This is a genomic window from Paenibacillus sp. UASWS1643 (assembly GCF_008693195.1).
GTDB classification, from domain to species: Bacteria; Bacillota; Bacilli; order Paenibacillales; family Paenibacillaceae; genus Paenibacillus; species Paenibacillus amylolyticus_B.
In genome coordinates this window covers 151,308-176,514 of record NZ_VXKZ01000111.1, presented here as the reverse complement: position 1 = coordinate 176,514, position 25,207 = coordinate 151,308, and the positions used below count along the sequence as shown (strand labels likewise).

Here is a 25,207-nt window from a genome sequence, read left to right as displayed (position 1 = left end):
GGCTAAGTCCGTCCATCAGTCAACAATTGTTTGAGTTGCTTGATCTGATTCCGTTCACCGGCAACCACAATCGTAGCTCCAGCGGTAAAAGCATAATCCGGACCCGGATTAAAATGCTTCTCCTTATCCTTGGTCACAACAGCGAGAATAACAGCGCCCGTAGCCTGACGGATATCCAGTTCACCAATCGTCATGCCTACGCTTGCTGCGTGAGGCTCAATTCGTAGCCATTCGATTAACAACCCTTCAAGCATCACTTCACGCTCATCCTGAAACTTCGGTTTATAGGTCATACCACCAACGATAGCGGCAACCGCCCGGGCTTCATCATCGTCCAAGGTGACAAGAGATACCATATCACCCACCTCTTCAGGCGTATCCCCTGACTCCATATGGAACAGGTCACGCCTTTCGTCGTTATGGATCACAATGACCAAATGCTCACCGCTACGGGTATGCAGCCAGTATTTACGCCCAATCCCTGGTAAGTCTGTCTCTTTAAAGTGCATGATCTGCACCCCCTAGAGCCGACTCGTTCAAGGTTTCGCTCCTCAGCTCAATCCCCGTAATGCGGATTCTCATGGAACCTGATGGTGTATGAACAGATCTAACTTCCCCTTTACTGCCAAGCAGTAATTGACTTCCTACTGGAGAGAGGAAGGAAATACGCCCCTCATCAGGATCGGTATCTTCTGGCATAACAATCATGAACGAATCTGACGTATGAAAATCGAGATATTCAAAATCAATATGACTGCCGATCAATACAGCCGAGTCCAGATCTTCATCAGGGCCCAGGAGCAGTTTTTCCACATACTCCGTATATGCCGACAGTTGTTTTTCCAATTGTATCCGCTCTGGATCGCGCACGTCGAAATAGGCGTCGAGAAATGTTCTTTTCTCTTCACCGAATGTAAATAGCTGGCTCACCAGCTTCTCTCTGCAATTATGGCGGGAAGTCCTATGGTTCATAGTAGATTTCACCCCCTATACAAGCCTTGTTCTCCATGTTAATCGGCATGTTTCTCTTCATCATCTTGTTTTCCTCCTTTTTATTATAAAAAGACCCCGGGATACGAGACCTTCTTACCATCTTACCAAAACTAATATTTTAATCCAGTATATTCGTCTAACTTGCTTTTTTATTATCATTTGTGGTCATATCTTCCATTTAATAACTCAATTCTTCACATCATATGGTAGATCCATAGAACATTTTAATTACTGCATAAAAAACATTTTATGGTTTTTTATCTCGTATTTTTATTTGCTTTCCTGTATATTTAACTACAAACTTTTATTCAATTTATGCAAATAAGCCTCTACAGACTTTAACACAATAAAGGAGTGCATCGAAAAAGTGTCCACGATAACAAAAGAAACTACAGAGTCCGTTCAAGTTACTGCCGCAGAATATGTTCATTCCGTTTATGAGTCGGTTGTCGCCAGAAATCCGCACGAAGATGAGTTCCATCAGGCTGTCAAAGAAATTCTGGATTCCCTTATTCCTGTTATTGAAGCACACCCTAAATACAGGAACCATAGTCTGCTGGAACAGCTTGTTGAACCCGAACGTGTAATCACATTCCGTGTCCCATGGGTAGATGATCAGGGCAAAGTTCAGGTTAACCGTGGATTCCGGGTGCAATTCAACAGTGCCATTGGCCCATACAAAGGCGGACTTCGCTTCCATCCTTCTGTATACTCGGGCATCATCAAGTTCCTTGGCTTCGAACAGATCTTCAAAAATGCTTTGACTGGTCTGCCCATTGGCGGTGGTAAAGGCGGTTCTGACTTCGATCCCAAAGGAAAATCGGATCTGGAAGTCATGCGTTTCACGCAAAGCTTCATGACAGAGCTGTACAAATATATCGGTTCCGATACGGATGTACCGGCTGGTGACATTGGTGTAGGCGCAAGGGAAATCGGTTACATGTTCGGTCAATACAAACGTATTCATGGCGGGCATGAGGCAGGCGTGTTGACAGGTAAAGGACTGCTGTACGGAGGAAGCTTGGCACGTAAGGAAGCGACTGGCTTCGGCTGTGTGTACTTTGTGAAGGAGATGCTGCAATCCAAGGGGCTCAGCTTCCAAGACAGCACAGTCGTTGTCTCTGGCTCTGGTAATGTGTCCATCTATGCCATTCAGAAGGCACAGGAGCTTGGAGCTACAGTCGTGGCGTGTAGTGACTCAGGTGGCTACATACACGATCCACAAGGCATCAACCTGGATACCGTGAAACGTCTGAAAGAGGTTGATCGTCTTCGCATCAGCGAATACATCAAAGAACACCCGCATGCTACATATACCGAAGGCTGTGAAGGCATCTGGTCTATCCCTTGTGATATTGCTCTTCCATGTGCAACGCAAAACGAGATCGATGAAGAAGCTGCAGCCCTGCTGGTTAAAGGTGGCGTGAAGGCCATTGGCGAAGGCGCGAATATGCCTTCCACCCTGGCTGCCATTGACGTCTTCCACGGCGCAGGCGTACTGTTTGGTCCAGCCAAAGCGGCTAATGCCGGCGGTGTAGCCGTGTCTGCTCTTGAAATGTCACAGAACAGCATGCGGTTGTCCTGGTCATTTGAAGAAGTAGACGCGAAGTTGCATGACATCATGAAGAACATCTACACCAGCTGTGTAGAAGCTGCTGAAGAGTATGGTTGTGAAGGCAACCTCGTTGCCGGAGCGAATATCGCCGGTTTCCTCAAAGTAGCCGATTCCATGATTGCTCAAGGTGTAGTTTAATTTAAATACGTGATTATCCACGATCAAAGGGCGTTCCTATTAACTTGGGGAACGCCCTTTTTTCCTTGTCTTCAATTGCTCTAATCGCAGGGCAATGGTAAAGTGGTAGTGACGTAATTCCATCTATTTGTACTATTATAAGGAAGTGTTTACATTGTCTAACCAACCATTTGCCAGCACTGCGAGTCCTCATCTTAGCGCAGACTGTGAGCAATGTTTTGGCCTGTGCTGTGTTGCCTTGCCCTATGGCAAGTCATCTGACTTTGCTTTTGATAAAGCCAGTGGCACACCCTGTCCAAATCTGCGCACGGACAATCGCTGCGGTATCCATACCCAGCTTCGGCAGAAAGGGTTCAAAGGTTGCACGGTATACGACTGTTTCGGAGCTGGACAGAAGCTGTCCCAAGTGACCTACGCGGGCAAAGATTGGCGTGATCATCCAGAGTCTGCAAACGAGATGTTCGATTGTCTGCCTGCCTTGCGACAACTTCACGAGTTGCTCAGTTATATGAAGGAAATGATGATGAGACCGGAGACGTCATCCCTTCACTCGGCATTTGGTGAGTTATATGAGGAGGTTGAGCGCTTGAGCAATCTGGAGCCTGCGGCCCTTCTCCGTCTGGACATCGCCAATTATCGGTCCAGTGTGAATCAACTCTTGGTCCAGGCAAGTGAGATGGTACGCGCGAATGTGCCACCCACCGCTCATGGACAAGGGAAGTCGAAGAAGAGTAAAAAACGTACCGGAAGTGACTTTTTTGGTGCCAATTTAAAAGGGGCAGACCTGCGGGGCGCAAGCTTCCGAGGGGCTTTAATGATCGCAGCCGATCTGCGAAATGCAGACACACGAAATGCGGATTGGATTGGCGCGGACTTGCGGGATACGGATCTGAGCGATGCAGACCTGAGAGGTGGCATCTTCCTGACGCAATCCCAGATTAATGCTGCCAAAGGTAATGTGAATACCAAGTTGCCGGATCATCTTAACCATCCCTCACACTGGGTGTAGCAAAAAACAACAAAAACAGCTCGTCCTATACATCCAAGGACGAGCTGTTTGTTATACAAATCACTGGAACGAATCAGAATTATAACAAGTCACGGCGAAGATCTTCAGCCGATTTCGGAGACAAGTGACCGAGCGGAATATCAAATACCGTTTTCGCTCCCTTATGTCCTTCCACGCTCAAGCGTTGTGCGGCTCTTGCATACGCCACAAGTACGCTTGCTGTAAATTCAGGATTGCTGTCGAGTTTCAGACCAAATTCAATAATTTGCTTTTGACCAGTACCCGTAACCCCACTGCGAATAACAAATCCACCATGCGGCATACCTTCATGCTCGGATTTCAATTCTTCTTCACTGATAAATGTTACTGTCGTATCGTAATCAGCAAAGTAGTTAGGCATCGATACAATTGTCTCACGAATCTCATCCTGATTGGCGCCATCTTCAGCTACCACATAACATTGACGCAGATGTTTCTCACGTGTAGACAACTCTGGTGTCTCCCCTGCACGAATACGGTTGATAACCTCTTCCACAGGTACAGTATACTGTACACCCGCCTTAACGCCTGGAACACGACGAATAGCATCCGAGTGACCTTGGCTTACACCTTTGCCCCAGAACGTGTACTCTTTACCTTCTGGCAGGATGGACTGTGCAAGCAGACGGTTCATGGAGAATAAGCCTGGGTCCCAACCTGTGGAAATGACACTTACATGACCACCTTGTTCTGCCGCAGCATTCACTTCCTTGTAGAATTCAGGAATCTTGGCATGCGTATCGAAGCTGTCTACCGTATTGAACAACTTGGCGATGGCTGGTGTCTGCTCCGGAAGGTCCGTTGCCGAACCACCACAGAGGATCATAACATCGATCTTGCCTATGTATTGCTCCGCTGCAGAGATATGCTCAAAACGTACTTCTGTGCTTTCAGCGACCATCTGCTCCGGATTACGACGTGTAAACACAGCAATCAATTCCAGATCCTCGTTCTGGGAAATGGCTTTCTCTACACCTTTACCCAAGTTACCGTAACCAACAATACCCACTCTAATCATGTTCAATCCTCTCCTGTCTTCTTCTATAGTTGTCTATTACTCTATTATAATGATATAACATACCATGTAACCTGTCAGGTTTCCAGTTCGAAATAAAAATACCTTGCAGCGGTGCAGCAATAATGCGGCTCCGTATGCAAGGTATTATGGCGTTCATTCGTTATTTTAGGAAGAAAGAAAGCAGGAAAGAAAAATAGTCCTTATTTTGTGCTTATGATTCTGTCCAGCTCAACGTCAGTTCAATGACGCCTTCCTGTGACGCCAATGCCCCTCCAATTAAGGACCAGACATCCTGCGTTTCCGGGTCAGTTCCCTGAATAATAATATTTTTGTCGTCAATCGTCTGACCCGCATTCGTCAACTTTTTGGCATCGAAGTAATCTTTATACAGCTCAGATACGGTTTGCATATCTTGTTCCGTGGTGAAAATCACCATGGCCGATTGCTTGCCTTCATTCTCACCGGAATTGGCTAAACGAATGGTTGCATCTTCCGGCAATGGGAAATCACTTGGCAAGTTCTCCGGCAACTCATTGGTTCCAGCAGTGGCTTCCTCACCACTATCTGAATCCGAGCCGGCTGGCGCAGTCGTACCCTCCGTCTCGGTCACTGCACTTGTTGTTGCTTCGCTTGCACCTTCATTAGTCGCTTGTTCACCAGTTCCGGAGGAAACTTCGGTGTCTACCTTCTCCGTTTCACCTGTCGGTTCTTCTGCTGCGCTGCTGCAAGCACTCAAGGCCACCATCATCGCCAGTGCCGCACAGGCCAATACATAACTCCTTCTCTTCACCATCCGTTACCACCCCTTATTGTTCGTTTTATGTGCTAATCACGCTCAAACGACTGGATTACAGGCACCGCATGAACGTTATTCTTGACCCATATCACAGATACAGATAATACACTTAAAGACAATAGACAGCTGGCTACCAGTATGGACAGGAATCGGGTGATCACTCTAAACTTTTTCATCCATCCCTCCTCCTTATCCTGTTCATCATGTGTTTGTGGGATCATCTCACTCATAGGTCACTCGATGTTGGCACTAATTTCATGATTTCGGCAGCGACAATATCCGGCTGACTGTTATGAATATAATGCTCGGCGTCAGGAACAAGTTGCTGGTTTCCTTGTTTCGACCATGAAGCAAATTTTGCTTGATCTGCTTGCCATGCCCGACTCCCCTCACTTGGTTGATCTGATCCGGCCGTCAGGATTGTCAGAGGAAAAGAAAACTGCTCTTTGTTCTCCAGCACACGTGATGCATTGATCTTGGAGTGACGCATCTCATCCATTACGTTATCATTGTAAGCATGCTTCAGTGTAGAAATGGTGGCGGCTTTTTTCATTGACGTAGAAACCAACTTCGGGTCAATGACCAGAGTTGCCATCATCCGATCCGAATGAAGCAGTGTACGCGCTACACCTGTTTTCACCAGGAATCGAGCTGAAGCAAAATACCATTCGGGCGTATCCATCTCCACCGTACTGTAATATTCAGGACTGCCTCCATCGATCATGACCATGCCAGCCACCTCATCAGGATACCTTTGCGCAAACCGGAGTGTCTCCAACGAACCCAAAGAGTGACCTACCATGATGTATGGTGGACGTTGCCCGGATGTTCGCAGCAATTGGTGGATCTCTTCCGAGATGGTATCGACATCACGGGGTTCATTCGTATAGTCGCTGTATCCGTACCCAAACCGATCGTATACCGCAATTTTCACCTTTGATTTCAACTTGTCATACAGCGGACTGAAATCCACATACGGATTGGGTGTACCCCAGCCTGAGGCAAAAACCACCGTAACTTCTCCTTTTCCAGCGGTGTAGAGATGCATGTTGCGACCACTCACTTCATAATACTTGCCCGGCGGGGGATAGGACTTCATATCCTGCGTGGATTGATACGCTTCATACGCTGTACCTGCCAGCAGCAAAAGTCCTGTGGCAAACATCATGCCTCCCAGCACCTTTAACCCTCTCCGTAATCCCTTCTTCATCTTCTCTACCCCTTATCCCCAAGGTTCATCTATATATGTATGCTTCAATCGTACCCAAGAAATAGCGGGATTGAAACAATCCCGAGTCCAGTCCTTTCCCCAACCAAAGTCCAGTCTCATTCCCCTACCTGTGACGCAAAAAAACTGCAAATCTCCCATTCAGGAAACTTGCAGCTCATCTACTTGTATTCTAAAATTCATACCTAATTCATCTCACGCCGATCCTTACCTATAGTTGCAATGTAAGACCCACCGGGCAATGATCACTGCCCATCACATGGCAGTCGATATGTGCATCCACCACCTTGGGTGCCAATTGATTGGATACGAGAAAATAATCAATGCGCCAGCCCACGTTCCGTTCTCTGACTTTCGGCATATAGGACCACCAACTGTACACATCCGTACGATCCGGATACAGATGGCGGAAGCTGTCCACATACCCGGAAGCAAGCAACTCGGTCATCTTGCCACGCTCTTCAAGGGTAAAGCCGGAATTGCCCAGATTGGGCTTCGGATTCTTCAGATCGATCTCCTGATGAGCCACATTCAGGTCACCACAGACGATAACCGGCTTGGTCTGCTCCAGTTGCAGAATATACCCCCGGAATCGATCCTCCCATTCCAGACGGTAAGGCAGTCGGGTCAGATCCCGCTTCGCGTTAGGGGTATAAACGTTCACCAGATAAAACTCATCATACTCCAGTGTAATCATCCGGCCTTCCGGTTCGCTGTCCTCCTCCATCCCGTAACGAACGGATATAGGCTTGATTCGGCTAAATACAGCCGTACCGGAATATCCTTTTTTGATCGCATAATTCCAATATTGATAAACGTCTTCCCCCAGGTCCATCTCAATCTGTCCGGTTTGTAATTTGGTCTCCTGAAGGCAGAAAATATCCGCCTGACTCTCTTGATAATAATCCATGAATCCTTTGGTCACACATGCCCTTAAGCCATTCACATTCCAGGACACCAGCTTCATATCCTCATCTCCTCACATCTCTCCAATATAGCACGGGCTCATTCAGAGGGACAAGCCTTACGAATTTGGGATGAGTTGGAGTCATTGGAATCCTTATGGGGCTAGCTTGCCTATATTTCGCTTCGTAACTTAGAGAACACCGCAAGGTCAATATATCTGCCTTTCTCAAACTCATGCTGCCGCAGTACACCTTCCTGTTGAAAACCAAGCTTGTGTAACAGGCGAATTGACGCCTCGTTCTCCGGTTCAACCTTTGCTTCGATCTTGTTGAGCTGCATGCTTGTGAATCCAAACTGCAACACAGCACGGGCCACTTCCGTCATAACACCGCGGCCCCAGAAAGAGGAACGCAAGTCGTATCCAATCTCTGCACGGTTATGTACATCTTCATAGTTCAGGAACCCACAGGTTCCGATCACTTTACGAGCTTCACGGTCTTCAATCATCCAGCGTAAACCCGTGTGTTCCTTGAAAATCTTCGTATACCAATTCATCTCACCCTGTGTATCCTCCACGGATTCAAAGGGAGTGAATGGCATATATTGAACCACAGATTCATCGGAATATAATGCGAGCAGATCATGGCTGTCCCCAGCCTCGGCTGACCGGAGGATGAATCGTTCTGTCTGAATTAATGGAAATAGATCAAACCTAAATTGCTCACTCATGCGAGGTCTCCTTTGCAACATTCATTGTAGAAGTCCATTTTACTACACTTGCCTTCATCAAGCTTTTACTATTAATATGTTCTATTAAGGCATTACTGTAGAAAAGGATACATAGGAGAGGGCGTGCTATTATCACACAATCATATGACGTTATTATCGTTGGAGCCGGCTCCATGGGTATGAGTGCAGGATATTATCTATCTCGCAGTGGATGCAAAACTTTATTAATTGATGCCTTTGATCCTCCGCATACGGAAGGAAGTCATCATGGGGATACCAGACTGATGCGCCATGTGTACAGTGGTGGGCCTGACTATATTGCCATGGCATTACTTGCACAGAAGTTATGGCACGAGCTGGAGGAAACGACCGGAGACCAACTGTTTGTTCCTTCCGGTGTAATAAATGTGGTTGATCCGGAGATTCATTCCTTCCACAACCGATTGAGCCATGCAGATGATGCAGGCATTCGTTATGAAACGTTGCACGCAGCCGAGGTGATGAAACGCTGGCCAGGTATTACAATACCTGAACATTACGAGGGAATGTATGAGCCTGATGCGGGTTATCTGTATAGTGAACCCTGTATTCGTGCCTTCCGCAAAGCAGCCGAGACTCACGGTGCCACCTTGTTAACGCACACGCTTGTGGAGCATATCGAATACGGACCACATTCCGTTGCAGTTCAGACTTCAGGTGGTGAGACATACCATGCAAATCAAATCATCCTGAGCGCTGGCGCCTGGTTTCAGACATTGAAACCTTTCGTGGATCTCCCCATTCAGGCAGTGCGTAAAACGGTTGGATGGTTTGATGCACCAGAAGCCTTATACGGCGAGGCACACTTCCCCGGGTTTACACTGGCAGGAAAAGAAGGTACATATTATGGATTTCCAAGCATGGGCGGATCAGGTCTGAAGATGGGTCGTCATGATACGGGTCAGGTGTGGACACCAGGAAGTACAATGGCTCCATTTGGTACGGAAGAAACGGACGAGGGGGATCTGCGCAGGCTGCTCGAACTTCATATGCCTCAGGCAGCAGGAGCATTGAAGCGTGGTAGTGTGTGCAAGTATGAATTCACTTCGGATGAAGATTTTATTATCGACCGACACCCTGCCCATGAACGTGTGTGGCTCGCAGGCGGTTTCTCCGGTCATGGCTTCAAGTTCGCAAGTGCCATTGGACAAATTCTATCCGACTTGGTGCAAACGGGGCACACGGATCAGGATATTAGCAGGTTCGCCATATCCCGTTTTCGTTAAGTACCTGCCGGGTGGATGAATATATGTATTTTCTAAAATAGCTACTTTCCTTGAGGGTGCAGTGTTACACTGCACCTCCAAGAAAGAAGGACACGTAATAACGTTTAATTCATGCGTACTCACACTAATTAACTTTGACTAGGCTCCATTGCTGATTGGCCCCGCCATTGTCAGCCCACTGAATGGTTGAGGCACCCGCGGTCAGAGAACCTTGATTGATGTCAATCGTCAGGCCACTGTTTCGATTCGCAAGTACCACATATCCTCCCACATCAATTGGCAGCCATTGCTGATTGTTGCCCCCGTTATCTTGCCACTGAATCAGAGCGGCTCCGCCTTGTGTAGAACCCGAATTCACATCCAGCAAAAGCCCACTGCCCACATTGCGGATGTTGTAATATCCGTTACCTGCGGACTCCAGCTTCCACTGCTGGTTGGCTGCTCCATTATCATTCCACTGAATGATTGTTGCCCCACCCGTAGAAGAAGCACCGTTAACATCGAGTGCAAGTCCACTGTTGCGGTTGATTAATTTGTAGATGGCCCCGGATTCATATCCTGTACCGCCATTGTAAGTTGCACCGGAAATGACGTAGGTTGTGACCGAATTGGCCTTGGCCGTAGCGGTAAAGGTTTTGTTTTGCACCGAAATATTGGTCAGTTGCTGCAACTTCTCTGTTGAAGAGGTCCGATAGACTTGAGCAGACGTGCCTGTGTTCGTAAAACGACTGAGATCATAGGTTACCGTTGTATCCGTCGAATCCGAATTGGTTGTTACCAGCACAACTTTGCCGGAAGCCGCATCATAGGCTGCAAGGGTATTGGCATCACTCATGCCGATAATCTTGTACCCAGGACGAATAAATTTGCTGTAATTACCCATGACATAGTATTTTTGGTTCACGGTATAACTGGTCGTTTGGGTATTGTTCAACACGTTTTTGAAAAATCCCCATCCTTCTGCACTATCGACGGCTTGCCAATACACCCATCCACTTGCGCCCATATTACGAATATCCTTGAGGATGGTCCGTGACATCGTAAGTCCGCTTGCATCCCCATCGCCATATTCCGAGGTCCACAGATGTTTGCCCGCAGACGTCGCTGTGTTGCGCAAAGCAGTACGATTGCTGCCACCATACGTATGGGTGTTGATCTGAGTAACCGCTGATTTAACCGCATTGCTGTAGCTGTTGAACGACACATTGGTATCATCGATACTGTATTCTTCCGGTGCGCTCAGCTTTGTGAACAAGCCCTTCGCATTCAACGAAGCTTGTACCTGACTCAGAATCGTGTTCTGATCCGCCCGGTCAAAGTGCATGCCCTCTTGGTCATTGCCCTGCTTCCACCACGTCGAGATCGGTTCATTCAGCGGAGTTACGCTATCGAATGTGATCCCCCAGTTATCCCGAAAATGCTTCACAACCTCGGTTAAGTAATCGGCAAAATCATCGTAGTAATCGGGCTTGAGGTTGTTACCGCCATTGGCTGAACCGGACACATTACCACTGATCGTCATCCAGTACGGTGCAGAATTCGCAAAAGCTTCGATGACATTCACGCCTTGAGCTTTGGCAGCTTGCAGCATATATCGTTGGTTTGCATCTGCATTCCAGTCATACACGCCGGGAGAAGGCTGGTAACCAGGAACGGCTTTGCGATATTCAAGGATATTGGATGATGGATTATCCCCGCCTCCAATGTTGTACCGCAGGATGTTTAGCCCCAGTCCGGTATTTGCGTTGAACATTTTCTCCACATACTCATCCCGATTGGAATATTCTCCAACCACTTTGCCCCACCACGCGAGGGATGTTCCCCATCCTTCCATCGTCTGATATTGCTTCGACGGATCGGCAACAGCCGTGTAGGCTCCTGCAGCAGACACCTCTGTGCCCAGACCCAAACTGCCTGTTAGCAGACTTCCTGCCAGCAGCAGCGAGCTCATTCGTTTTAACCACTTCATCCGCTTCACTCCTTATGATTTTTTAGAAAACAAACACCCATTATGGTGCAACCTCTCGGAAAGTCGCGTCTGACTTATCAAGTGCGGTAACGACAGCTTCCAATTTCAGCACATTATTATAATGTCTCAGGTACAGGTTCGGATTACTAGAAGAGGTATACGATGTCCAACTGGTGTTAGCAAGTCCATTTACCCGTTTGAACGTGGCGTCATTTCGGAAGGTAGCGCTGCCGTCATTTTTCACGAGTGTGATGTTGCCATTATTATTGCGCAGGAAATAACCCGGATAATTCATGGACTCGAATGAAATGCCTGTTGCATTCGACAGCCCGGGAACGATACGGAATTGTGCATCCTCCGCCGGACTGACATTGGCATCAATTCGCGCCTGATAGTTGTAATGACGAATGAAGCTGCCCGGCACGTTGAATGACTCCAACTTGCGGATATCACCCGGTTGTCCAGACTCTTTCAATACGGTCATATGCCGGACGAGTCCGGTAAGACCCGCAATCTCCTGCTTGGCACCCCAAGTCTGGAAGTTGTCAGCAGAGTCGCTGTAATAATATTTTTGTGTCGCATAGCCGTCAAAGTAGATTCGCCATGAACCATTATCCAGCTGAACAAGCGCCGGACCTTCTATCCAAGATCCCCAACCTGCCCAATCCCCTGTGCCTTTAAAGGCATAAGGACCCGTTAGCGAAGTGGCTGTCGCATATTCAATGTATTTGGTGGTCTCGTTTTTGGTAAAAGCATGATAGGTTGAGCCTGTCTTCACGATAAAAGTGTCGATATAATTGGGAGCAATGCCTGCCAGTTCAGTAGGTGCAGACCATGAGGCAGACGCTAGATTGCTGCCGGAAGCTGTGAGGACATAAGGTTTGAAATACTCATAGTTGCCTGGGGAGAGGGACACGATAATATTCAGACTGCCGTTGCTGTCTTTGAACCATTCCGGTGCCCAGGTGTGTGCGATTGTGGTAGGTGTGGATAATGTAATGTTACGGACAAATGTCCAGTTTACCTTATCCGGGCTGGAGGCGATGCCGATGGTATTCCCTGACCAGTTCGTGGTGTAGACGACGTAATATAGACCATCGCTGTGCTTCATGATGCTGGGATCGCGGATCAGATCGGCCGGAGGTGTATAGGCTGGCCCTTTCAGCAAACCATAATGAATCGCATTATACGATTCGTAGATATACATATTGGACTCACTTGTGTTCGTAAAGGCGGATATCGTATATACACTTGTCGCCGCTCTCGCTGTATTGGGAAATAACATTGTTAATAGAAGTAATGTTCCCAACAGCAGGATCATTCCGGCCTTGAAACCTTTGGACTTTCCTATTCCTATTCCTATTCCCTCTTCCTTCTTCGTCAACATTGGGTCATCTCCTTATCCATGAGTGATGAACAGAGGATTACCTTACTGTATTACCAAAGACAAAGCGTACCTGGGACTGCCACTGATGAGCAACACCTCACGACTACCTGTTCAAATTCCAATTACATGAAGCATCACTCCCTTCACAGATCATGGATGAACACTCTTTATATATGTAAACGGTTACAATTCATTAAACTACAAGTGTTACCTTAGTTCGTTGTATCAACCTGATCACCACAGTTCCCCCATTCCCTTAGCTAATTCACTCCGCAAGACTGAATCCGAAAGATTCATGAACCCGGGGTATTTTGACTAAGAAAATGAGGTAGTGTGACTGTGGTAAAAGGTGGAATGTTGCGTTGTAGCTGCTATTTTCAAGCCCATTCCATTTCTAGTTAATTTATCTCTGCCATGCTTCTACTCCACCGCAACCCACGGATAACGGGATAATGCGTCCAACAGGAATCGTACCCGTTCTGGCGTTTTTCCTTCTTCATCGAACAAAAGTAATTCATTCTCTTCCTGTAGCCATGCTACTGGAATTTTGTAATCCTCTTGCGGACCAATCTGCCAGTAACGGCCCAGATGATGTCCGTTCAGGTGAAGCGTTCCTTTGCTCATCCCGGTCAGGCGAAGCATCAGATTCACTTTATGATGCTCCGAAACCGTAGGCTTCGCGAAACGCCAGCGGTACCAGACCGGCTGACCATACGATCCTCGGATTGGAGTATGATTGGATACAGGGTGAGACTTCTCACTCAATGTAGCACGATTAACCGATTCATTCGTGGTGTGGGGCACCAGATTGGCAGTACAATTGCCACCTGCAGCGATACCAGGCTGTCCTGCACGCTGGATTGACCCCTGTGCTCCAGGATGGATCGATTCCTGTCCTACCTCGTAGCTCACCCATTGTTGCGGAAGCAATGCATCCGTCCCTGCCATACGCCAATCCTTCAGTTCTCCCTCACTCGGATATGTGATTAGTTCCAGTCGATCCAGCGAAGAGCGGCTATACGGCATTTCCAGTGTATTTGTCTCTCCGGGCTTGATATACAAGGATATGTTTAACGTCTGGAAGGCAAACCAATCCTGATATCCTTCCATCGGAACTTCGATGCCATTGATACGAAGGCCTTTGCTCAGTGCACCCACGAGAATGGCACGATCCATGCCATCCAGCGTAAAACTTCTGCTCAGCAGTGGAGATTCTTGGAGAGAGTTCACCTCATCGAGATGCACAAGTCCACTCTCCATAACCCAATCCCGACGAATATCCTGAACTTGGCCACCTAGATACACCTCACCAGCCAGACCTTTGCTCTCACCCAAATACGGGGAGAAGTTCAATCTGCCCATATGCTGCACCAGAATCTGAAGTGTATTCTTCCCTTTGGCCACCTGCAATTGCACACCTGCTGCCCCTACCTGACGCACGAATGCCTGCTGAAAACCATTAACGATGATTCTGGCAGTATCCTGAATATCCGGCAAAATGAGGTCAGTGGCCCCTTCGGTTGGACTCTCGAAATCACATTCGTACAATAGATAACCAAAATCTTGTCCGTATCGGGAAAAGTCTTCGGGTTGTCCACTCGCCGGACGCTGCTTCGCAGTTAACGTAACACGTGACAACTCGGGTGAATCAGACAACGTCGGCGCACTCGGCGATGTCCATGGAAGCTGCTGCTGTATACCTGCAATAGACTCCTCGCTGGCATAGAACTCGTGACCTGTTAACGTTTGTTCTCCATCGGTCCAGTCACCAAGCAGCGTAATTGTGCGATCTGGGGCAGTAATCATGCCCTTGACCTGACCGGATGGTAATACGTCTACGTCATCGAAGCCTATTGCATAACGAAGTCCCTTCTGTTCTGTTGCTTCCAATCGCCATGTTCGATTCATCGTCTCTTGATCCAGAATGACCAAACGGATCGGTGTGCCGTTTGCTTCCAGTTGGATCATTCCCGGCTCTTGGAAATGGAACAGGTCGAAGCGGTGCACGTTCCTTGCTGAATCATGCTCGACCAGCACTTGCACCGAACTGTCCATGACATTCAAGTCCACGGCTTCCAGTTCAACTATGGAACGCTGCCCTGCTGGGGCCACAATGAACAGATTCAATTCTCCATTGATCATTTCATTGCCCGTTATCATCGTACCCGCAGTCAGGTATACGTGTTCAGCAATCTGTACTCGGTCCAACAACGAAACAATCTGCCCGGGATTGAGCGATACGGGAAGAGTCCGGCCCTCTTCAAGCGTAATGTGCACCGTCTCGCGTTCATCCTTGTGACTCTCCAGGAACCACATTTTCTGGTTGTCAGCCTGTCTGCCTCGCACAGATATGCCTTCAGGATGACGTACAACGATCTGTTCTTCTGGAATTTCCTCTGTTTCCATCAGAAGAGTCCCGAAAGCATGGACGAAATAAGACAGATTCTTGGTTACCGCATATTTCGGTGTCACCCGTCCATATTCGTTTAGCGGTGCATCATAGTCATAAGAGGTTATCATGAATATGTCACTGCTACCCATCGTTCTGCCGCCATATCCACCAAAATTGGTGCCGCCGTAGAACATGTAGTGACTGATTCCGGTATACCCGGCACGCAGAATCTCCATGATGCGTTTCTCCAGCAAAGGCGCCGTCTTCTGAATAGCAGAAGGCCCTCCCCAGTTCTCGAACCATCCGGTCCAGAATTCCGTGACCATCTTCGGGGTGTCCGACTGTTTGGCTCGAAGTTTCTCATAATGCCCGTCAGCACCCGACCAGAAATTAGCCCCTTCGATCGTGCCTTCCGCCCCGCCAACGCATGTGATCAGCGTAGCGTCAATGCCACGTTGCAACAATCCATCCCTCAGCGTATTCATATGTTCACTTGCCGCGGCGTCATCCATCAGGTACCCATACTCATTCTCCACCTGAACGAGAATGACCGTGCCCCCGGCAGATAACTGACGCTCCCGAATGATCGGCACAATCCGGTCAAAGTACAGGTTCACATAGTGCAGATACGTCTCATTATTCTCCCGGAACTTCACGCCGTCCTTCGTACCAAGCCAGTATGGAAAACCGCCAAAATCCCATTCAGCACAGATAAACGGACCCGGACGCGCGATGACCCACATGCCCAGTTCTGCGCACAAATCCAGAAATGCTCCGCAATCGTTGTCCCCTTCAAAGGACCACTGTCCTTCTTCCGGTTCATGCACATTCCATGCAAAGTAGGTGTCGATGCAATTCATGCCTGCCAGCTTCGCCTTCAGCAGAACCTCACGCCATTCCTCCTTTGGCATACGGAAATAATGGATCGTGGCACTGTTCAGAAATACACGCTCTCCGTTTAGGAAAAAGCTGCGTGCATCGTATGTTAATTCAGATTGAACACCATTCTCAGCCCTGGCGATGTTCTTCTCCTGTTCCTGCAGCAAAAGGGATGCTTTTTCTGTCAAAGTTATCCCCTCCTTCTCTTTATTTAGGTTCATATGTCCTGTAATTCATTTAAGATATAAGTTCAACTAATGCATGTTTACACTGGCCCTCCGATGACAGAATAACCTTCCAATCGCTGTTATCCCCAGGTTTTTTCTGTCCTCTCCATTTTCTGTGTAATTCTGTAGTTGAACTTATCTTCCTTAATCATCAGTTCGCCTGCACTGTTACGCCTTCCAGTACAATCGTTGTAATGGAATTGTCCGCCGTAGGCACTTCAAGTCCGTTGGCATACACCGGAATGTCTTCAAGCTGTTCCATGTTCCGATCCGGTGAAGTCTGATACACCTGTGCGGTGGATGTTTTTCCATGCGCATACCCTTCCAGTTCAAACGCTGTTGTACCCGCTGACAATTCGTTACGAATCACCAGCACCAGTCGTTGATTTTCCGCGTCATAGGCAGCCAACGTGCGACCATCATCCGTTGGAATAATCGTAGCGCCGGGACGAATAAACTTCGTGAACTGAGCCATGCCGTAGTACTGTTTCGTCATCTCATACTGCTCTTCTCCGTTAAAATTGGCGTGAATGAAGCCCCAGTTATTATTGGCGCCTTCATCTTCAACGGCCTGCCAATATACCCAGGCGGATGGCTGCATGATTTTCAAATCAAACATGATCCGCTCTGCCAACTCTTGGACCGACGTCATATCCTCATGACTGTGCGGCTCGCTGCCGCCGGTTCCGTACTCGGACATCCACAGCTTCTTGCCATGCCGTTCTGCCAATGTGCGCAGCTCTTCCATTTTGCTACCATTATAGGAGTGGGTATTAATCTGCTGGATTACGTCCAGTGTGTCCTGGTCATAGAGATTGAAATTGAACACCGTCTCATCAATGCTGTTATCGTCCGCGGCACTAATGACGGTTCCATCCAGTCCTTTGCTCTTCAACGATGCAGCGACTTTCTTGATAATCTCGGCCTGTTTTTCATTGGTAAAATGACTGCCTTCCTGCATATTGCCTTTCTTCCACCAGTCGGAGGAAGGTTCATTGAGCGGATTCAGGGTGCGGAAAGTGATCCCCCACTCGTCCCGATAATGCTTCACGACTTCGGTCAGATAATCGGCAAACGCATCATACTGGTCGTCACGCAGGTTATTGCTGCCATCCACGGCTCCGGTAACCGATCCACTAATCGTCATCCAGTAGGGTGGTGAATTGGAGAATGCTTCAGCAATGTTCACGCCGCGCTCCATCGAGCCTTGTAATACAGCACGCTGAGCTGCATCAGCATCCCAGTCCCACTCTCCAGGCTCAGGTTGGAAGCCAGGTACATCACCGCCGGGGCGAAGAGCTTTCATCTCCGGATTTTCCTCACCGCCAATATTGTAACGAACGATGTTCAGACCTAATCCTTTCTCCGGGTCAAAGACCAGGTCCATCACTTCACTAACCTTCGCCTGATCTTTCCATCCGCCAAGATCGTTGGCCCACCAGGCAAGTGACGTGCCCCATCCTTCAAAATGATCATAAGACTGATCCAGCTTCAGATGTACCGGTTCCTCTTGAAATACAAGTGTTTTGGATGATTCATTGGCAAAATGATTGATAACAATTCCTCCTCCTGCCAGCAGAGCAATCAGGGCGACACCTATGAGGATGTAATTCCGTTTGCTCCTGCTGCGTTGTTCTTTATGCGCCATGGGCTAAACAATCCTTTCTCCATGTACGTTAATGACTTCATTGGCCTTGAACAACAGGTTCAATACATACACACACTACACACCTTCTGTTACTTGATTCCGCTGCTTCCGCCGCTAATGTTCGCTTCATAGACATAACGTTGTCCGAACAGATAGACCAGTACCATCGGAATGGTGAGGAACAGGGAAGCAATCATCACAAGGTTCCATGGCGGCATCTGCCCGCCACCTACCGTAGTCAACAGCTGCACCCCAAGTGCCAGCGGCATTTTCTCCGGATCATTGATATAGATGAGCGGTCCCATGAAGTTGCCCCAGTTATAGGAGAAAGAGAAGATCGCAATGGCCGCAAGTATCGGATAAGTCAGTGGCATGATAATCTTCCAGTAGATTCCCGGGTGCCCCATACCATCGATCATGGCGGCTTCATCCAGTGATTTTGGAATACTCATGACGAACTGCCGAATCAGGAATACGTTGAACGCCCCTGCGAAGAAACTCGGTACGATCAGCGGGTAAAATGTATTAATCCAGTCCAGGTGACGGAAGATGATGAACTGCGGTACCATCGTCACCTCACCCGGAATCATCATCGTACTGAGCAACACAATAAACAGGAAACGGCTGCCTTTTGCCTTGATTCGGGCAAAGCCGTAGGATACGATCGAAGCTGACAATACCGATCCGATAATCGTAAAGACGGTAATGATGACCGAGTTTTTGAGATACGTGCCAAGATTGTTATTCGTGAAGATGGTATAAAAGTTCGACCATTGGAACTCCATTGGAACGAAGGTAAAGGCTGATTTGACGGTTGTTGCGTCACTTGCCAGTGCAATGGAGATCATGTATAGGAAAGGCGAAGCAAGCAGCACCCCGACCAGAATCAGAAAAATATAGGATATCGTCTTCTCCACAGTCGATGGATTACTCATTGGCTTTTCCCTCCTCGTAGTGCACCCATAGCGCCGATGAACGGAATACAACGAGTGTCAACGCCATGATGATGATGAATAGTACCCAGGCAATCGCCGATGCATATCCCATTTTGTAGAATTGGAACGCATTCTGGAACAAATAGGGAACAACCATCTGACTTGAATTGTCAGGTCCCCCGGCAGTAACAATGAATACCTGCGCGAAGGTCTGGAGCGCACCAATCATGCCAGTCACGAGATTGAAGAAGATGACGGGAGTCAGCATCGGGAATGTAATATGGAAAAACGATTGTGTACTCTTCGCTCCATCGATGGCAGCGGCCTCGTACAGCTCTTGTGGAATGCCTTTCATCCCTGCAAGCAGCAATACCACGCCACCACCCACACCCCATAAGGACATGAGAATCAATGCAGGCTTAACCCAGTTCGGATCAAGAAGCCAGGCGGGACCCTGAATACCAAAAATCGCAAGTGCCTGGTTGATCAATCCTTCCGTCGGCGCAAGCAAGTGGATGAAGAGCAATGAACTCGCAACCACCGGAACAACGGAAGGCAGATAGAACAGAATACGGAAGAAGGTGATACCTTTAATTTTTTTGTTCAGGTAATATGCAATCCAGAGCGAGATCGACATGCCCAGCGGAATGGATATCAGTGCATAGAAGAAGGTATTGCCGACGGATTTCCAGAAGATCGGATCATCGGTCAGGAGCGTTTTGTAATTGTCGATACCGATGAATTCAGGGGACTGGAACAGATCCCAATTCGTGAAGCTCATATAGATGGAAAACAGGATCGGACCCAGGGTCAGCCCCAGAAACCCGATCAGCCAAGGCGAGATGAAGATGTAGAACCATTTCCCGTCCTTTTTTCTCACGTTAAGCCCTCCCATGACGCAGAGAGCAGATGGAACCCGCGTTCACGCCGAATTCCACCTGTCCTCCTGTCGCTGCTATTTGTGCATGTTCAGAAAAATCCTCTATTTGTAGAGTCTTTCCAGTCCACTCTGAATTTCGGTTACGGTATCATCAAGCGAGGCTTTGTTGTTGAAGTACACACCCAGCTTATCGTTAATGAGCTTCATCATTTCGTTCCATTGCGGGTTGAACGGTTCTGCATAGATCGTCGATTCACTGAACGCAGCCATGTTAATTTTTTTGCCACCATATTCAGCATTGAGGAATTCATCACTGGACAGACCCGCTTTGGTTGCAGGAGCATCCTGACCGGCTTTGACCATTGGCATCTGTGCTTCTGGTGTCGTCATTGCTTCGATTACTTTGAATGCTTCTTCCTTGTGTTTGGAAGCGTTGGTAATCGTTAAACCGTTAAAGAATGCGTTCGTTTCGCCCCATACCGGAGAGATATCCCAGTTGATACCTTCGACCTTAGCAAGCGAACCGATGTTCCAGAAACCGGTTGTTTCCATGGCGATCTTGCCTTGCGCAAACAGCGGATCGGCTCCGATATTCCCCATGTCGGCAATCTCGGTTGGCGTTGGTCCTGCACCGTGGGTGAAGGTCAGATCATTCATGAATTGCAATGCTTTACGCACAGGCTCCGTATCGAAAGTTGGTTTGCCACTCTCATCGAACAATGAGCCACCGTTCTGGTAGATAAGCTGCATCCATTGTGGCCACCAGCTACCCGGATAGTAGCCCCATTGAACTGTTTTGCCATTCTCTTTCACCGTCAGCTTCTGAGCAGCTGCCATCAGATCGTCCTGCGTCCAATCTTTGGTTGGGTATTCCACCCCGGCTTTGTCAAACAGATCTTTGTTATAAAAGAGGACCATCGCACCTGCCCGATCTGGCAAACCAAATTGCTTGCCATCATACTTCATCAGGTTCGCAATATCATCAGAGTAACGCTCAGACATGTTCACATTGTTCGCCTTAATCATGTCATCCAGCGGTATAATCTGATTCTTGGAGGCGTAGGCCTGATAGTTCTCGGCAATCATCATGATGTCCGGCGCCGTTCCCCCGGCGATCATCGTCTGTACCTTCTGGTCATAATCTCCTGCAACCACGTTCAGCTTCACGTTAATATCGGGATACGTCTGCTTCACGATGTCGAGTCGCTCCTGATAAATCTTCTTCTCATCCTCCGAGCCCCAGATCGTCATGCTCAAATCAACCTTGCCACCGGACTCGCCTGAAGAACCGTTTTTACTCCCGCTGCTGCAGGCTGTCAGACCCATTACCATGACCAGCATCAATAACGAAATGACCTTTAGACTTCTTCTCATACGTTACGCCCCCTTGAACTAATGAATGGATGACCACACTGAAACCCGTTTCATGAAATGGGTTTCATTAAGCTTAAACATAAAACCCGTTCCACTTTATGAAAGGGGTTTCATTCACGCACTCATTATATTTCACCCTTCGAGGAAATGTCAACGCTTTCTTTTCCAATTACAGGCCCTTTATCTTGCAGCAGGTCCTGTACTTTGACGCACAATCAGCTCCGGTTGCAGAATGATCTGCTTCTTCGGTTTGCCTTGGTTAATCAGTTCATGCAGTACATCCACAGCCTGTTTGCCAAGCTGATACGTGTTCTGGGATACGGTTGTCAGTTCCGGTATAACGGCACTGGCGAGCGGTGTATCATCATAACCCACAATGGATATATCCTGCGGAATCGAGAGCCCATGCTCAATCGTTGACTTGATGGCACCAATCGCCGTGTTGTCATTGACACAGATGACTGCGGTTGGCGGATTGTCACGATCCAGCAGTTTGGACATCTCCCTTTTGCCGTCGTCGATGGAGAAGCTGCCGAGCAGCTGCCGTTCTTTCGGTATTTCGAGCCCATGCTCCCGAAGTTTCTTCTGCACAGCTCTGACCTTGACCATGGTGGTGGACAACTCTTTCAGACCGCCAACAAAGGCGATATCGCGATGCCCCAGTTCAAGCAAATGCTCAGCTGCAAGGGCTGCCCCTGCACCTTCATCCGTGTACACCCTGTGGAACCCGCCTTTGGCAATATTGCCATTGACCAGCACGATTGGCATACGCTTGCCCATATCAATCAATTCCTGAGCCATGTCATCCGGACAGACCTGCATGTTAATTCGCCCGCCGAGAAAAATAATCCCGTCTACCCGCTTCTCTCGCAGGATGGACAAATATTCAGATTCCCTGTTGTAGTCACCTGCGGTATTGCACAGAAAGAAGGTATACCCCAATCCGCGAGCCTCATTCTCCGCCCCCCAGAAGACTTCCGGGAAGAAGGGATTTGTAATGTCCGGCAGGATGATGGCGATGGTACCCGTCTCTTTCTTGATCAGACTGCGTGCCTGCGCATTGGGCTGAAACTGGTGTTTTTCAATGATGGACATAATCTTCTCTCGGGTGCTTGCACGCACAGGTGCCGTATCATTCAGTACCCGGGAGACCGTCGCTACAGATACATTTGCTTCTTTGGCGATGTCGTATATGGTGATCGGTGTCATAGCGGAACCTTCCTTTTTCTCTAATTTTCCCTATTTTCCCTGCTTATCATACCAGATAAGGAATGCTGATGAAATGGGTTTCATTGACGGGCGAATGATTTCACACTGAACCCATAGAAATTCCGGGTATGACAATCATACGTGAACTGTTCGTTGCATTACGCATTAGCGTCAAATTTTTTACAGGACATGTTTGCTTTTCTTTATTTCATCTTCTAATCTGCGTTTATGGTCCATATATTAAATTGTAAGCGAATTCATTGGAGATTAGAGGAGTGTGAACAACGTCATGATCATTCAAGTCAGTCCGCTGGCAGAAGCAAGACTTACTGAAAAGCTGGGAGATCGACCAGGCTATTTCAAATTGTTTTATGATACCGATGGATGCGGTTGTGACGGAATTGCGGTACTTCTGATCTTAAACGAACCGGATAGCGACGATGTTACCGTAGAAGCGGGGTCGCTTCCATTTGTAATCAACAAACAGCAGCAGATTTACTTCGAACCCTGTCTGCGTCTGCAATCCGAGCACAGTTTCCCTTCGTTCCGACTGAGTAGCGATTCCATGATCTACGGCAGCAATGTCAAAGTCCATGATTTACGAGATACCGCAGACGTAGCCCCTCAGCCCACTGGATGGTTTGTACGATAAACGTTGAATATGCACTATAATCAAAACCTCCCAATCCCAGATGCTCCGTGGGACGGGAGGTTTTTTATCGATTTTAATGAGTTCATTAGGCATTATTTTCGTAAACATTTCATATTCGTGCAGTGCCTCTGTACCTCTGCCAATCTATTTCCAACCATTTTTCAGGACAAAAGAGGTGAAAATTTGATTAATTAATATGGACTTTAGTTTAATACAAATAATTACAAGCAAACCGTATACTTAGATAACCACATATGAATTTGGGAGATACACAAAATGGAATACCTAATTAAAAGTAAGTCTAGTTATACCAAAAACACGGTTAGAACATTGTATCCGTTTAGAAGTGTTGAGGAGGAAAATTGAAACTTATGAAGTTACCCATAATCCTGAACGTAGTCCGCATCTGGTTGAGTATTAAAGTTATATACCTTATTGTTTCTTTCAGTGTATTTCTCTATATTTTCAGTCAAAATCCTGAAGCCTTTGCCGGTTATCAAGTGAACGGCAATGATTTGATTAATTTCTCTAATGAAATTACTGGGAGAATCATATTTTTGATCACTCCTAGTTTGCTTGCTATCATTTGCATCACCAAACGACAATTCAGATCGACTGTTACGTTCCTGAGTATCGCTTTATTTATCGGACTACTGAATGAAGGACTATTAACTGGACTTATTCAACTATTCGCCTTGTTAGTTGTGCTCTTACATCGACCAAGTAAGATATTTTTAAAGCGCCAGGATTCAAATGACACAGAGACACAATACATCGCCAAGAAGAGCCTGACTTAAACGTCAGGCTCTCTTTGTTTTGGTGTCTTTGCACACAATCCATTAAGCCTACTTCTAAACCCGCCAATTCAATATTACGCAGATTACTTCACAAGAATTTCAATGGGATTCATGGTTAATGCGATATCCGCGGTCATATCCACATAGAGATTTTGTGCCCCTTTTTTGGATACCAAAAATTCATCTTCAACCTCAACCACTTGACCTGATTTAAATTCAGTTACATATCCCACATCCGTATAATTACGCTCCTCGTCACTGCCGGAAAAGAAAAAACGAATGATTGGTTTTCCATGAGTAACTTCAACGGGTTTAATACCTGTATATGTTAAAGTCCCTTTTACTTTCGTTGTCTCACCCGTGCCTATAACAGTGGGTGTTGTGACTTCGAGAACAAAATCTGATGCGACTACACGTTCAGTAACTGTATCTTCAAGTTTCTCTGTTGATGAACACCCAGATAACATCGCGAATACCACTGATACCAACATTAAGATGTTATTACTCATTTTATTCATTTCACATCACCTCTCTCATACTCTAACGAATGATATATGGAGAGGGTTGCTCAATTCGTTCATTGATTTCCCTGCGATATCACCAATCTCGGATGTGCCATCCCAGAGAATTATTGAAGAAGCTTCATCGTTTTCAACAAAATCATCAAGTCGGCACAGTTCACCCATGAACAGAGCTCCATACTCTATCCGTTCCGGTCCATGAAAACTTGGCTGGAGTCTAAACTTCATTAGCCCTTTGAATTCAGCTGTATCCAGAATTTGATTGGTTTCCTCATACAATTCTCTAATTACACATTGCTCCGCATGCTCTCCAGCTTCAATAATCCCCCCTGGAAGTTCCCAGTTTTTTCTCCACTTATTATGCATGAATAGATACTTTCCTTGGCACTTTACCACAATTAGGGCATGTGTTAATGGAGCATCCAGTTTACTTGTAATGACCTTATCGTACTCGATACGAATAAATTCCAAGAAAATGTTACCTCTTGAATCTGTCATGATTGCCATTTACATTCCTTCATTTCTTGTGTAACAAAAATAAAAAAACGCGCTAGACCTAAGTCCTGCGCGTTCATAACACAGGATAGGAAGCGCGAATAGC

General features: G+C 47.3%; 23 protein-coding genes. 5 read left to right on the top strand and 18 right to left on the bottom strand.

All coding sequences use genetic code 11. From position 1 onward, the window contains the following. Nucleotides 1–2 precede the first annotated feature (2 nt). On the bottom strand, nt 3–509 hold the full coding sequence (locus FE296_RS18790) for a cation:proton antiporter regulatory subunit (protein ID WP_190945346.1): 507 nt from the start codon (nt 507–509) through the stop codon (nt 3–5). Next, the gene (locus FE296_RS18785; RefSeq protein ID WP_124115838.1) at nt 499–972 is read right to left on the bottom strand and encodes a GreA/GreB family elongation factor; all 474 of its coding nucleotides are present in this window, start codon (nt 970–972) and stop codon (nt 499–501) included. Before FE296_RS18785 ends, FE296_RS18790 begins: the two co-directional genes overlap by 11 nt. Before the next feature lie 388 nt (nt 973–1,360). On the opposite strand from FE296_RS18785, the gene gdhA reads away from it, so the two are divergent. Both gdhA and FE296_RS18775 read left to right on the top strand, forming a co-directional pair. Further along, nucleotides 1,361–2,746 carry an NADP-specific glutamate dehydrogenase gene (gdhA, locus tag FE296_RS18780; protein ID WP_190945345.1) on the top strand — a complete coding sequence of 462 codons (1,386 nt, stop codon included), beginning with the start codon at nt 1,361–1,363 and terminating at the stop codon, nt 2,744–2,746. A gap of 154 nt (nt 2,747–2,900) precedes the next feature. Next, nucleotides 2,901–3,755, top strand: a complete 855-nt coding sequence (locus FE296_RS18775; protein ID WP_124115837.1) for a pentapeptide repeat-containing protein — start codon at nt 2,901–2,903, stop codon at nt 3,753–3,755. Nucleotides 3,756–3,834: 79 nt separating this feature from the next. Here FE296_RS18775 and FE296_RS18770 read toward each other — a convergent pair whose 3' ends face one another. The 6 genes from FE296_RS18770 to FE296_RS18750 all read right to left on the bottom strand — a co-directional run bounded on the left by FE296_RS18770 (nt 3,835) and on the right by FE296_RS18750 (nt 8,471). Then, nucleotides 3,835–4,812 (bottom strand): diaminopimelate dehydrogenase, encoded by a 978-nt coding sequence (locus FE296_RS18770; protein ID WP_397383653.1) that lies wholly within the window; start codon nt 4,810–4,812, stop codon nt 3,835–3,837. A 211-nt stretch (nt 4,813–5,023) separates the two neighbouring features. Continuing rightward, complete coding sequence (locus tag FE296_RS18765) at nt 5,024–5,605, bottom strand: hypothetical protein (protein WP_124115836.1); 582 nt, start codon at nt 5,603–5,605, stop codon at nt 5,024–5,026. A gap of 32 nt (nt 5,606–5,637) precedes the next feature. Then, nucleotides 5,638–5,784 (bottom strand): hypothetical protein, encoded by a 147-nt coding sequence (locus tag FE296_RS32865; RefSeq protein WP_165980244.1) that lies wholly within the window; start codon nt 5,782–5,784, stop codon nt 5,638–5,640. A 50-nt stretch (nt 5,785–5,834) separates the two neighbouring features. Continuing rightward, nucleotides 5,835–6,818, bottom strand: a complete 984-nt coding sequence (locus tag FE296_RS18760) for an alpha/beta hydrolase (RefSeq protein WP_124115835.1) — start codon at nt 6,816–6,818, stop codon at nt 5,835–5,837. 229 nt (nt 6,819–7,047) lie between these two features. Next, nucleotides 7,048–7,803 carry an exodeoxyribonuclease III gene (locus FE296_RS18755; RefSeq protein ID WP_150365969.1) on the bottom strand — a complete coding sequence of 252 codons (756 nt, stop codon included), beginning with the start codon at nt 7,801–7,803 and terminating at the stop codon, nt 7,048–7,050. 110 nt (nt 7,804–7,913) lie between these two features. Continuing rightward, nucleotides 7,914–8,471 carry a GNAT family N-acetyltransferase gene (locus FE296_RS18750; RefSeq protein ID WP_150365968.1) on the bottom strand — a complete coding sequence of 186 codons (558 nt, stop codon included), beginning with the start codon at nt 8,469–8,471 and terminating at the stop codon, nt 7,914–7,916. A gap of 131 nt (nt 8,472–8,602) precedes the next feature. On the opposite strand from FE296_RS18750, the gene solA reads away from it, so the two are divergent. Further along, nucleotides 8,603–9,736, top strand: a complete 1,134-nt coding sequence (gene solA / locus FE296_RS18745; protein WP_150365967.1) for an N-methyl-L-tryptophan oxidase — start codon at nt 8,603–8,605, stop codon at nt 9,734–9,736. A 124-nt stretch (nt 9,737–9,860) separates the two neighbouring features. Here the strand turns inward: solA and FE296_RS18740 are convergent, their stop codons facing one another. From FE296_RS18740 to FE296_RS18705, 8 genes are all read right to left on the bottom strand, one after another. Continuing rightward, nucleotides 9,861–11,705 carry an RICIN domain-containing protein gene (locus tag FE296_RS18740; protein WP_150365966.1) on the bottom strand — a complete coding sequence of 615 codons (1,845 nt, stop codon included), beginning with the start codon at nt 11,703–11,705 and terminating at the stop codon, nt 9,861–9,863. 40 nt (nt 11,706–11,745) lie between these two features. Continuing rightward, nucleotides 11,746–13,092 (bottom strand): glycoside hydrolase family 43 protein, encoded by a 1,347-nt coding sequence (locus FE296_RS18735; RefSeq protein WP_150365965.1) that lies wholly within the window; start codon nt 13,090–13,092, stop codon nt 11,746–11,748. Nucleotides 13,093–13,512: 420 nt separating this feature from the next. After that, entirely contained in the window at nt 13,513–16,551 is a 3,039-nt protein-coding gene (locus FE296_RS18730; RefSeq protein ID WP_150365964.1) for a beta-galactosidase, read from the bottom strand. Nucleotides 16,552–16,741: 190 nt separating this feature from the next. Continuing rightward, nucleotides 16,742–18,238 (bottom strand): glycoside hydrolase family 30 protein, encoded by a 1,497-nt coding sequence (locus tag FE296_RS18725; RefSeq protein WP_150365963.1) that lies wholly within the window; start codon nt 18,236–18,238, stop codon nt 16,742–16,744. 89 nt (nt 18,239–18,327) lie between these two features. Continuing rightward, nucleotides 18,328–19,173 (bottom strand): carbohydrate ABC transporter permease, encoded by an 846-nt coding sequence (locus FE296_RS18720; protein WP_062835736.1) that lies wholly within the window; start codon nt 19,171–19,173, stop codon nt 18,328–18,330. Then, a complete protein-coding gene (locus FE296_RS18715) occupies nt 19,166–20,053 on the bottom strand; it encodes a carbohydrate ABC transporter permease (protein ID WP_036668619.1) in 888 nt (295 codons plus the stop codon). The genes FE296_RS18720 and FE296_RS18715 overlap by 8 nt, the downstream gene beginning before the upstream one ends. Before the next feature lie 102 nt (nt 20,054–20,155). Next, complete coding sequence (locus FE296_RS18710; RefSeq protein ID WP_124115827.1) at nt 20,156–21,427, bottom strand: ABC transporter substrate-binding protein; 1,272 nt, start codon at nt 21,425–21,427, stop codon at nt 20,156–20,158. A gap of 180 nt (nt 21,428–21,607) precedes the next feature. After that, entirely contained in the window at nt 21,608–22,636 is a 1,029-nt protein-coding gene (locus FE296_RS18705; RefSeq protein WP_105599944.1) for a LacI family DNA-binding transcriptional regulator, read from the bottom strand. 277 nt (nt 22,637–22,913) lie between these two features. Here FE296_RS18705 and FE296_RS18700 point away from each other — a divergent pair, with 277 nt between their 5' ends. Then, nucleotides 22,914–23,288, top strand: coding sequence for an iron-sulfur cluster biosynthesis family protein (locus FE296_RS18700; RefSeq protein ID WP_223868931.1), 375 nt, complete (start codon nt 22,914–22,916; stop codon nt 23,286–23,288). Between the two features lie 410 nt (nt 23,289–23,698). Continuing rightward, nucleotides 23,699–24,085 (top strand): hypothetical protein, encoded by a 387-nt coding sequence (locus tag FE296_RS32860; protein WP_190945344.1) that lies wholly within the window; start codon nt 23,699–23,701, stop codon nt 24,083–24,085. Between the two features lie 83 nt (nt 24,086–24,168). On the opposite strand, the gene FE296_RS18690 is transcribed toward FE296_RS32860, so the two are convergent. Then, nucleotides 24,169–24,603: a hypothetical protein gene (locus FE296_RS18690; protein ID WP_150365962.1), complete on the bottom strand. Its 435-nt coding sequence runs from the start codon at nt 24,601–24,603 to the stop codon at nt 24,169–24,171. Between the two features lie 15 nt (nt 24,604–24,618). After that, nucleotides 24,619–25,077: an NUDIX domain-containing protein gene (locus FE296_RS18685; protein ID WP_190945343.1), complete on the bottom strand. Its 459-nt coding sequence runs from the start codon at nt 25,075–25,077 to the stop codon at nt 24,619–24,621. Nucleotides 25,078–25,207 lie beyond the last annotated feature (130 nt).